14 protein-coding genes are annotated in these 10,257 nt (G+C 40.2%); 2 read left to right on the forward strand and 12 right to left on the reverse strand.

Features of this window, described 5'->3' with window-relative positions; genetic code table 11:
* The coding region (istB, locus tag C240_RS04630; protein ID WP_271491642.1) for an IS21-like element helper ATPase IstB at positions 1-609 on the forward strand (609 nt) is incomplete at its 5' end.
* Positions 610-621: 12 nt separating this feature from the next.
* Here the strand turns inward: istB and C240_RS04635 are convergent.
* From C240_RS04635 to C240_RS04660, 6 genes are all read right to left on the reverse strand, one after another.
* A complete protein-coding gene (locus C240_RS04635; RefSeq protein WP_271491646.1) occupies positions 622-1,179 on the reverse strand; it encodes a replication-relaxation family protein in 558 nt (185 codons plus the stop codon).
* Positions 1,180-1,239: 60 nt separating this feature from the next.
* Positions 1,240-3,357, reverse strand: a complete 2,118-nt coding sequence (locus C240_RS04640) for a hypothetical protein (protein ID WP_271491649.1) — start codon at positions 3,355-3,357, stop codon at positions 1,240-1,242.
* A gap of 238 nt (positions 3,358-3,595) precedes the next feature.
* Positions 3,596-3,760 (reverse strand): hypothetical protein, encoded by a 165-nt coding sequence (locus C240_RS04645; protein WP_271491652.1) that lies wholly within the window; start codon positions 3,758-3,760, stop codon positions 3,596-3,598.
* Between the two features lie 155 nt (positions 3,761-3,915).
* A complete protein-coding gene (locus C240_RS04650) occupies positions 3,916-4,194 on the reverse strand; it encodes a hypothetical protein (protein WP_271491655.1) in 279 nt (92 codons plus the stop codon).
* Between the two features lie 883 nt (positions 4,195-5,077).
* Positions 5,078-5,242 (reverse strand): hypothetical protein, encoded by a 165-nt coding sequence (locus tag C240_RS04655; protein ID WP_271491658.1) that lies wholly within the window; start codon positions 5,240-5,242, stop codon positions 5,078-5,080.
* Complete coding sequence (locus C240_RS04660; RefSeq protein ID WP_271491662.1) at positions 5,242-5,469, reverse strand: hypothetical protein; 228 nt, start codon at positions 5,467-5,469, stop codon at positions 5,242-5,244. Before C240_RS04660 ends, C240_RS04655 begins: the two co-directional genes overlap by 1 nt.
* 198 nt (positions 5,470-5,667) lie before the next feature.
* Between C240_RS04660 and C240_RS04665 the strand changes: the two genes are divergently transcribed.
* Positions 5,668-6,165: a hypothetical protein gene (locus tag C240_RS04665; RefSeq protein ID WP_271491664.1), complete on the forward strand. Its 498-nt coding sequence runs from the start codon at positions 5,668-5,670 to the stop codon at positions 6,163-6,165.
* A gap of 180 nt (positions 6,166-6,345) precedes the next feature.
* On the opposite strand, the gene C240_RS04670 is transcribed toward C240_RS04665, so the two are convergent.
* The 6 genes from C240_RS04670 to C240_RS04695 form a co-directional block, all read right to left on the reverse strand.
* The gene (locus C240_RS04670; protein WP_271491666.1) at positions 6,346-7,146 is read right to left on the reverse strand and encodes a DNA/RNA non-specific endonuclease; all 801 of its coding nucleotides are present in this window, start codon (positions 7,144-7,146) and stop codon (positions 6,346-6,348) included.
* Complete coding sequence (locus tag C240_RS04675; RefSeq protein ID WP_271491669.1) at positions 7,143-7,832, reverse strand: LPXTG cell wall anchor domain-containing protein; 690 nt, start codon at positions 7,830-7,832, stop codon at positions 7,143-7,145. The genes C240_RS04670 and C240_RS04675 overlap by 4 nt, the downstream gene beginning before the upstream one ends.
* Entirely contained in the window at positions 7,829-8,332 is a 504-nt protein-coding gene (locus C240_RS04680) for a hypothetical protein (RefSeq protein ID WP_271491672.1), read from the reverse strand. Before C240_RS04680 ends, C240_RS04675 begins: the two co-directional genes overlap by 4 nt.
* Positions 8,333-8,499: 167 nt before the next feature.
* Positions 8,500-9,042 (reverse strand): hypothetical protein, encoded by a 543-nt coding sequence (locus C240_RS04685; RefSeq protein ID WP_271491676.1) that lies wholly within the window; start codon positions 9,040-9,042, stop codon positions 8,500-8,502.
* Entirely contained in the window at positions 9,024-9,353 is a 330-nt protein-coding gene (locus tag C240_RS04690; protein WP_271491679.1) for a hypothetical protein, read from the reverse strand. The genes C240_RS04685 and C240_RS04690 overlap by 19 nt, the downstream gene beginning before the upstream one ends.
* A gap of 21 nt (positions 9,354-9,374) precedes the next feature.
* A partial coding sequence (locus C240_RS04695; RefSeq protein WP_271491681.1) for a glucosaminidase domain-containing protein occupies positions 9,375-10,257 on the reverse strand: 883 nt, incomplete at its 5' end.

The following is a 10,257-nucleotide window of genomic DNA, read 5'->3' on the forward strand; positions in this document are numbered from 1 at the left end:
TTAGAAGTCGAACGAAGGAAAAACAATCGTATTCATACATTGATTCGGCAAGCAAAATTACCTCAAAAAGTAACGTTTGATGACTATCTGGATAGTCATTTATCATCAAAACTAAGAAAACAAATCAAGGAGCTTCAGCAGCTTCAATTCATTGATAAAAAAGAAAATCTCATTTTATTGGGTAATCCAGGAGTTGGTAAAACTCATTTAGCAACAACCATTGGTATGGAAGCATGTTTGACAGGAAAAAGTGTCTTGTTCACGAATATTCCTAATCTCGTCGTTGAGTTAAAGGAAGCCATGAGCGCTAACCAGCTGACCTATTATAAACGGAGATTTAGTAAGTATGACTTAGTCATCTTAGACGAGTTAGGCTATGTTTCATTCGATCAAGTAGGAAGTGAAATTCTTTTTAACTTACTGTCTAATCGTACATCAACGGGTTCAATGATTATTACAACAAATTTATCATTTGACCGTTGGGAAGAAGTATTTAAGGATCCTATGCTTACTGCAGCTATGGTAGATCGAATTGCCCATCGGGCACACGTTTTAGATTTAAGCGGGAAATCTTTCCGTGTGGAAGATACAAAAAATTGGTTAAACTAACTGGTGCAGTTTTCAATCATCACGTGGTGCACTTTTCAGTTGCGTTAAACAACGATACGTGGCGATCGAGTTTTCGGCCTCCAGAAAGAGACAAATGTTATTTCGTTTGTCCTCACGCCCACCAATGACAATTAGACCATCTGGACGAACCACGTCTTTTTTTCCTTCACCATACTGGAAAAAAGCGCGGACTTCTGGAATAAATTCCACCACTGTGTACACAGGGTGATCGGCCAATTGTCGGCGTAGTCCTTCAGTAATACGTAAAATACTTAAGGCGTGATTGTACCAAATTTTCAACGACGAACGCCACGCGCCTTTATAGTCACAATACCCGTGCATCATTAACATAAATTCTTCACCTTTCAGACCGAGTGTATACACCGTATCTCGTTGGGCATAACTAGTTCCCACTCGTTTAAATCGTTCAATATAGCCAGCATCGGCTAACTTTTTCAAACGCATATTGGCGACATTAATAATTCGCTCTTCGGTTGCGTCTCCAAATGGGAAGACATATTCTTTCAAATAGTTACTATCGACATAAATATAATCATGACAGAGCTGCAAGACTAATTGATCTCGCTCTGTCAGTTCTAATCCATTTTCTCTAGCCATATACTCCTCCTTCTACGCCCCAAATAGCGAGCGACTTTTTTCTTCTTCAGTTGGTTCTGTTGATTCTTTTGGTATAGATTCTGGCTGCTTGATCGGCAGCTCTGGTTCTGTTTCTCTCTTCACGGGAGACTTCTTTGTTTTGGGTACAATGCCATTTAAATAGTGATAAATTTCTTTATCTACTTTTTCACTGGTTAAGTATTCACGATCCTCCGACAGTTTTTCTGCGCGTTCCGCTGTCCAGGCATCAACTGAAGCAATCAATTCTTTATTCCCAAAATCTGCAACGCGTCCATCTGGTTGGTATTTATCCAATGGTGGAACTTTGACCATGAAGCGTTGTTGCTCTTCTACGCCGTTTGGATAGACAAACGGATACTTCACGACGACTTCTCGCTTCTCTAATTTTTCCAACAAGATTGGTTTGACTAAGTCTGTCCCAATATTGTCTGCCGCAACTTTTGAATCTTTACTCCCTTGTCTACAGACAAAGAAATTATTTTGAACCTCGGTTAATGTATCCCGCAACTCTTTGGATAATTGGGCCAATCGTTGAGTGGAAATGCCTAGAGAAAAGCCAAACTTCCGGCTTTCCGCAATGATTTTCGGTAAAATAAAGACGTCGCCTACCCGGTGCGCCTCGTCAATCGCAAGTAAATGAAGATTCGCGCCAATATTCCGTGTTTCTGAAATACGGTAATACAAGTAGCTGACATAACTTGAAAAGATATTGATTTCCTTTGCGCCTAGATTCGACGCATCAAAAAATACGAAGTGCCCCTCTTCCATATACCGCTTCACTTCTAAGTGATTCTCTTGTTGGCCAAAAATTCGCTTCATGGAACTAGACGTGGAAAAAAGATCAATCCGATTTTTTAAGGCTGTCGCAGACGTTTTGATATTTTCCTCGGCATCATTTTCCCAGTAATTTAATAGATCATAGTACTCAGCCGCGTTTAAGCGCCCCAATAGCTCTTCTCGATAATCCTCATCATCGACTAATCGCGGGACTTCCAGAATTGTATGAACAACCTCTTCGTCTGCCAATAAGGTTTTAATACAAAAACGAAGCAAACGAGCGGCCACTTCTGCTTTGTTCTCAAACACATTTTCGATAATTTCTGAAATAGCGTCCGCCTGGGCATCAACTGTCACACCTTCGATTCGCCCCAATAAGTTAATCCCAATGGGATACTTCCCATGAGCCAATTTAAAATAATGCACTTTTTCCCAAGGAATAGTTGCACCTAATGTCTCTGCCCGTAAAATCCAGTTGAAGAACGTAATCGCAGTATCTCTAGCAGGATCAATAAAGGTTAGTCCTGGTGTTGGCTTCCCGTCAGACGCGATAAATGGCGCTAAAAAACCTTCATTGATCAAGGTGTTTAAGACCGTTGACTTTCCAGACCCTGTATTGCCTGTCACGACAAAGTGTTCGCCAATAAACATTCCTTGAATAAATACTTTTCGATCCTTTATCACAGGGTGCTGCATGACACCTAAAGCAAGGTCGGTTGGATTGTTCATGACATTATTAGGAAGACTGCCTATCCCACTTACGTTGTGCGGAATCATTTTCTTTGTCTCTTCCGGTAATTTATCGCTTGCCAGCTGTGGCAGGTGAACCAAATTCGCCAATTCCGACCCTGTCAGTAAGATTTTCTCTGGTACCCGTGGGTACAATTGAACTGCGCGCTTGTTTCTCCGGCGTTTTAAACGATTACTGTCATTCATGGTGGTCGCAATGGTGTTGAAGACATCAAATAATTTGGCCTTACTCTCTTTCCCCGTTGCCACAAAACCAATACTCGTGCGATAAATCACTTCGTCTGACTCGAATCGTTTCCCCATATCGCGCACGAGCTCTTTTTGACGGTTCATTTTTTCTTTCGCTTCGACTTGTTCGGTCATTCGCTGGGTATCTTTTTCTGTTTCATTCATCGCTTGTCGGAATGTCTTCAGCGGATAATTTTCAAACATTACCTGAAGACTGGCATCTTTTGGCAACTGTTCCGCCAAAAGAGTTGCGATATCCACGGTAAATTTCTTAAATGGTAATGGTTTTTGTTTTGCCTGCCGTAAATGAAAGCCAAACCGTTTTTCTTCGCGCTCTTCTGACAGAAAACGCATCGATTTTTCTTCAAATACTTCAATATGCTTATAGTTCGCAGACGCAAACGAAGACACTGCCTGTGAAAGTAAGGTCTTATCGGCTCCTAAGTAGTAGGTCACCGACCCTTTTGAATCTTTTTTCACAACAAATGAATACCTGGGCTTGCCAACCAACAAACGAACAATCCAAGGTTGGGGAATGTAGTAAAAGGAGCGCACCATGGTTATGATTTGCGCAAAAGCATAGGTATCTTCTTCATGGGGTAACAATTGAACATAACGAAACCGACGTTCCGCCAATAGAAACTGAATTCCCCACAAAATCAGTCCCAGTACTAACAAGCCGACACCTATTCGCAAAAGGAATTGACCAATTTGTGCCAATTGATCCCCATAGCTCAGTTGAATATAACTGATCCATTCTGAAACGGCTCGTTTTTGCCAGTAGCCGATCCCTCCTACGACTACAAGAAAACTCAATAGTTTGTGGTCTCTGATTGTCCGCCCAAGATCTCCCAGTATGTTTTCTATTTCATTTTCCATTTGTTCCTCCGTTCTTTTACTTACTATTTTTTGTTAGAGCTGATCTGAAAAAGCATATAAAGGGATAGCGTATTTCGTTTCCAATGATTGAACCTGCGCTTCAAAGAAAGCCGTCGTATTTTCTGAGGTGGTTTGTTGGGTCAAACGAGCTGCTTCTTGTGCAGCGACTACTTCTCTTTTTTGAGGCAATAGAGAACCATACGATGCATGAATCAGCTGAAGCAAACTCTGGTAGTCAGATTCGGTTAGCGCTTTTTGAGCGGTTAGTTTTTTTTCGACGGACCATATTTTTTCTATCTGTGCAGCGTTCATTCTATCCTTCCTTTCGTCTACAAGTAATATGAACTATAGTGTTATTTAATTTATCTCCCCTACCCTGCTTCACAGCCGACGAAAATATTTTTTCGTTTTCAGAAAGATTTTTTTCAGGCAAGTTGGCCGCAGCCAAGCGAGCTACGGCCAGCCAGGAGGAGCAGGAGTGCAGCGAGTGCGCCGACGCTTCCGAAGGGAGTCTATAGCGGTGAGTGGCAAGGACTGTTTTTTCGTCCGCCGCCGCCCGCCTCTATAGAAAAACTTCTGGAAGATCTTCCCTCTTTTAATACGAATAAACTTTGAAATTTTCAAAGGTTGGTTATTCTATTAAAAAGGGTAAGAATCGACAAAAATGAAAAAGTTTTATTTGAAAATTCTGACAATCGCTGTAACCTTACTCAGATAAGCGATACAGAATTTCACCCCCTCTGGTATTAGGTCTGGTAATGGGTCTGGTATTACCTCTGGTATTTGAAACGACTTCTACCAGACCTAATACCAGAACTACTACCACAGGTAATACCAGAGGCAAAATTTATGACTGCTTGCTAAAATTTTCAGAAAAAACGAATCGCAGTTTTTATTCTGCGACTCGTTCAATCAAAAAAATATTTAGTTGTTAACTGGATTCTGTAGGTAATAGTTCAACCACTTCATTTTGAAAAAATCATTCTAAAACAACAGCTGGACTTACTACTCATTCCTGTTTTTTGAGCAATGATCCATCGTATTTTTCTATCAGAAATCAGTATTTTTAAAACCTGATTGCGTTCTCTTCAGAACCAACTATTTAAAATTTGTCGTTATTTTTCTATTGGATTACTTAAACAATTGATTGCCAATCGATGTCTATTTGGACTAAAAATCGGACGAATTCCCGCGCTTAATTTGGCTTACTTCCTCTCGATTGGTCCCTTTTTTCTTGCACAATTTCAGTCATTTTTGTTACTGTAAAGGTGCAACGAATGTAAAAAATCCGCCACCATATCGGTACCCGCAAACCTAAATTCCAGCCGTGTTGATCAATAAATGTTTCAATCGTTTTCATTACTTTTCCTCCACTACTTTCATATTCGGACAACCATAAACAAAGAATTGACCATGTCCTTTCCAAGCTAACTTATAGGCAGTCTGCCACGCTCTTTCTATTTCTTTTTCTGAAAATTGATAAGCTTCCTCTTCTCTGTCTACAAATACAGGCTCATATTCATTCAGCTGATCACTTCCTAAATAGCGATTCGTAGAGGAATCAAATAATACTAATCCTTCTTCCATAGAAGTTCCTCGTTTCTTTTTTCTTTTTTTAATTTTACATATATAATCTTTTAGAGCTATCCTAATATAATAATTAAACTTTTGGAGGTTTTTGCAATCAATAATAACTTATCTTATAAACGAATTTTAAAAAAACATTTATCAAGCTATCGATTTCTTGATAATCGTTTCATTAGAAATTGGAGTTCTGCCATTGCTATGTTTGCTGATGAAGAATCCAAAGATCAAGACAATTTTGAATACTATGGCTTAGACATCCCTATTAGCCTCAATCAAAATTTGAAGGCTTATATTAACATTGATAAAATTAAGTCATTTATTTTAAATGAACGATACACTCCTATTGATACCCCACTCTATAATTTTAGAATTGGAGCTGAGAGTGTTGAAAATCCATCCCAAGAATTCACATTTTACTCAAAAATTTCTATTAATCACAACCTAGGAATAAAACATGAACCTATATTAATCTTAAAAAGCTTTGGAGATATCCAAATTGTTATTGACGGAAATACAAGAGTCTCGAATGCTATTCTCAATCAAAAAAATGCCACCATTTCCGCTTTTGTTCTATCCATTCCGGATCTCCTTCTTCATGAATTGTATTTAAACGACTACTCAAAGGTTCTCCTAGAGTATCGTTTGGAATTCTTCCGGATTTATGAAAAAACCTACGGCATTTCAGCCATTTATTAAAAAGAGTCATTGATTTTTTATGCATATATGACTCTCTAGTCAGTAGGCTTATCCACTTTTTCTGCCAATTATAAAAATTATCATAGGCATGATACTGTGTTCCTGTCACACAAAAATGTGGATTAGGGTGTGTCTTAGACATGCGTTTCCTCCTTATAATAATCTTCACTTCATTTACTTTTATTCTTTTGTCGCACGTCCGGTTTGGTAATCGATTGTATACCCTTTTTGGACATTGTGGATATAAACATTAAACTGAAGCCCATTGTCTTCAATGCTTTGGGCTTCCATTCTCACACCTCTGGCGACTAACTCGCGGTCTCTAAAATCAGGAGTTACCCGATACCGAACATGATTGCCGGTCCGCTTCAGATACTCCATTACCTTATTTTCGTATTCCAACATACCTGGCGTATTAAAGCTACGTGTGCCAGTCATCAGATTTTTCATATTATTATTTTCTCCAGTGAGCTGAAAACCAATAAGGTGGGAGCGATTATACAGCCATTCTCCATTACTCAACTTCTTTTGATTCCAGCCTGTAGGTTTAATTGTTAAAGGTTCTCTGCCTTCAGTTGGAAACAGTTCTTGTCCCAATACCGCATTCGCTGGCCCTACTCGATTTAAGTGGTCAAGATCGGAAAAATGTTGCCAGGCTTCATGCGCCAGATCTAAGTCTGACGCACTAAATGAAGGAACATTTTCTTCTACAGGTATGGCAAGGTTTATTCCATCATAAATAAGTTGACTAAAATCAAAAGAAATAGTTGGTAGTTCAATGGGTGCGGCCGTTGATTGATCCGGATCCACAAGTTTATTGACGAGATCAGGAATCGGAAGCGTCTCAATCGTGGCATGTATTCTTGGTAAGAATGTGATAGCTGAGTTTAATAGTTCCATCGGCTTCAACTGACCAGAAAAAAGTAATAACGGGAGCGCACCACCTATAAGTCCACTAATCCATTTGAATAAACGTTTCATGCTTTCGCGCGCTTACGCATGAACCAAACACTTAAACTACTAATAATAACGCCCACAACTGACAACGCTGCACGGCTTGCCTCGCCCGTATGAGGTAATACTTTTAATCCCTCACTCGTTTTCACTGCAAGCGTTCCGTCAGCTTGTTTTGTGACACCTTCTGGTAATTCTGCTAATTTGATTTGTTCTCCGGTAGTGGTTTGGACAATCACTTGACCATTTTCAACCCCAACAATCGTCTGTCCGGTTTCTGTGGTCACGGGTGCTTCTGGTGTCGGTACAACAGGAGTTGGCGTTGGTGTAGGTACAATTGGCGTTACTGGATTTTCTGGCTCGGTTGGTTTCTCTGGTTCAACAGGATCCACTGGTTTTTCTGGTTCTACTGGCTTTTCTGGTTCCGTGGGTTCGACAGGATCTACTGGATCTACTGGGTCAATCGGATCCACTGGATCAACGGGGTCTATTGGATCAATGGGCTCTGTTGGATCAACAGGATCTACTGGCTCTATAGGGATCGTTGGGTCTCCTGGGTCGATTTCATCACTTTGTACCACCATTTCCTCTAATGCAGTAGCTTGTTCTGTTAGCTCTTCTGGCACCACTTCATTGGCAAACGCTGGCATTGTCATTGTTAACGCGAATAGAATAGCTCCAGTTGTTGATAATACTGTTGTTTTTTTCATCATTTTTTTCCTCTTTTCAATTTTTTTGTGTACTCTTTGTTCTTTACTTGACTATGTTTGTTCTCTTTAATAGGTAGAAATGAAATAGAATCTGTATAGATAATGAACCGATGTTGTTGCGGCCATTGTCTTTTTTCGGCTACACTCAATAGTTTTGTACGTTCCAACAAATCAAAAAAGCCGAACTCTACGTACTGTTCCGCCTGATAAACGACAGAAGGAATACCTTCTTGTGCTGGTTTAAAAATCACCTCGCAAGTGTCTCGAGGAAGATCAATTCGCTTGATTTCCTCATTCTCTTCAATCCAAAAACTGATTGTTTCACCGACAATAACATCAACTATACGAGTTTCAGGCAGGTCTCTTTCAAGAACCATGTGGGTATACCAGGAATAGATTGTTACTTCTTTCTCCGTCACCCACTCTTTCTTTCCATGATCCAGGTAATCAATAACTAGCTGCGTTTTACTGCACAAATAGGTATAACCATAAAGTAAACTCAAAAGGGTTGGTCCTATAAAAAATGCACCTGATACAGGTACAAAACACGCTCCTGTAACAAAAAGAACCAGCCACAACAACAGCCGATTCGTCAATACTTGATTATTTTGTTCAAATTCTGAATACGTATAATCGCTAACGTCTAATACAAACCGCTGTTTAAACCCTTTTATTCTGTTACCTCAGCTAAGTGAAAATTATTTTCTCTCGCTCTTCCGGTCACGATCATTAATTTTGGGACAAGGAATGACAACAGGCTTTCTTCTTTTGATTCAGCTTCAGTTAATGGTTCTGAAACACCTGGAATAACACTGAGCTGAACCAATCGCTCTGAGGCCAACTGATACAAGTAATCAGCCATTTCATAGCCTTTCAAGTTACGGATATCTCCGTCTGTATTTGCGATCAACTCGCTCAAATACTCTCTGTCCTGATCCGTAATGGTTTGTAAATAATCAGGATTATACGCATAGACAGCGCTCGCTGTTAGTTCAAACGTCTCCTCTGATCGTGTCAGCTCCACAAGCAGTTGTCGACCATTCGACAGTTCCATACATTCTTTTTGATTCCAATCCGAACTGGAGAGTACCTCATGACGTTCTATCTGCCAACCTCCTCCGAAAAAGTCATTTAATCGATTGGCAAATTGTTTCCCCGCAGCGGTGAGTGTTTGTTGGCGAGGATAATATTCTGTTAATACAACGTTCCCCATAATTTATTCCCTCCGTTCTCTTCAGTCGTCGTGCGCAACATTAGTTCAAATTCTTCATTAAACTCAGCGATTTGTTCAGGCGTAGCTGGTTCATAAACAACGGATGAAAAAGTCATTTTAGAAAATTTACGCTTGTTCGGATCAAATAGTATGATGATTTTATTTGTTCGTTCGACTAATTGGTCCGTTTCCTGATCTAGAAACGTTCGTTGGACAGAACCAATGACCTTTCCAATGTATCCAGGTGTTTTTATATAATCATTTACTTCCAAACTGTCCGTAGTCCACGTAACTCTTGTAATAGATTTCATGATTTCCTCCAATTTTTGGTTCTATTTCGGTGTGACATATGTCAGCATGCCCCCAAAACCTGCTGGAATAGTACGTGTTGACACCACACCTAAACCGACGGCATTCATTTCAGAGATCAAAATTGATCCGTCTTCATTCACTCTCTCGACGAAACCAACATGACCGTAATCTGGATCAGCTCCTAAAACGCCGGGCGCAAACGAAACAGCAGTACCCGCTTTTGGTGTGTTTGAGACTTCGTAGCCTCTTGCACGTCCAGTTACACCCCAATCAGCGCCATTTCCCATGTCTAAAGCAACATAACCGCCTAATTGAATGATACGGTTGTAAACGTACTGGGTACAATTTCCGGCTGCATAGCTATTACCGCTGTCATGATTCACATTGTCAAAAGGCTCAAAGTCACCACCAGCAATGATCGATTCTTTTTCGTGATCGTACTGTGTTAAATTATATGTTTCAATTAAGGAATCCAGTTTTTGATTGTACAGCGTGTCGGTTGCGTAACGGCCCGTTAAAAATTCCGTAGCGTCTTGATAGGTTTCTGTCGTAGACTTCCACGTACCACTGTAGAACGTCGGATCTCCAGTTAAACCATCTGTTAGCAATTCGGAATAATCCTCGAAAGACTCCTTGTAACTCGGATAGACACGAAACGCTGCGTCGGTGTAGTAAGAATTGCCTTGTCCGTCGTCTTCCCATGTCCCATAAATAACGAATTGACCGTTGTAATCACCTTTAATACCAAATAAATTGAAGTTCGGCTCCTGGCTTAAGTGGCTACTTCCTGATCCTGATTCTAAAATTGCCTGGGCGATCATCACAGAGGCGTACAGATCTTTTTCTTGCCCCACAGTTCGCGCTTCTTCACCAATTTTAGTGATAAACGTTTCCGTTGATTCA

It is taken from the genome of Enterococcus sp. 5H (genome assembly GCF_028128615.1).
Taxonomy (GTDB): Bacteria; Bacillota; Bacilli; order Lactobacillales; family Enterococcaceae; genus Enterococcus_L.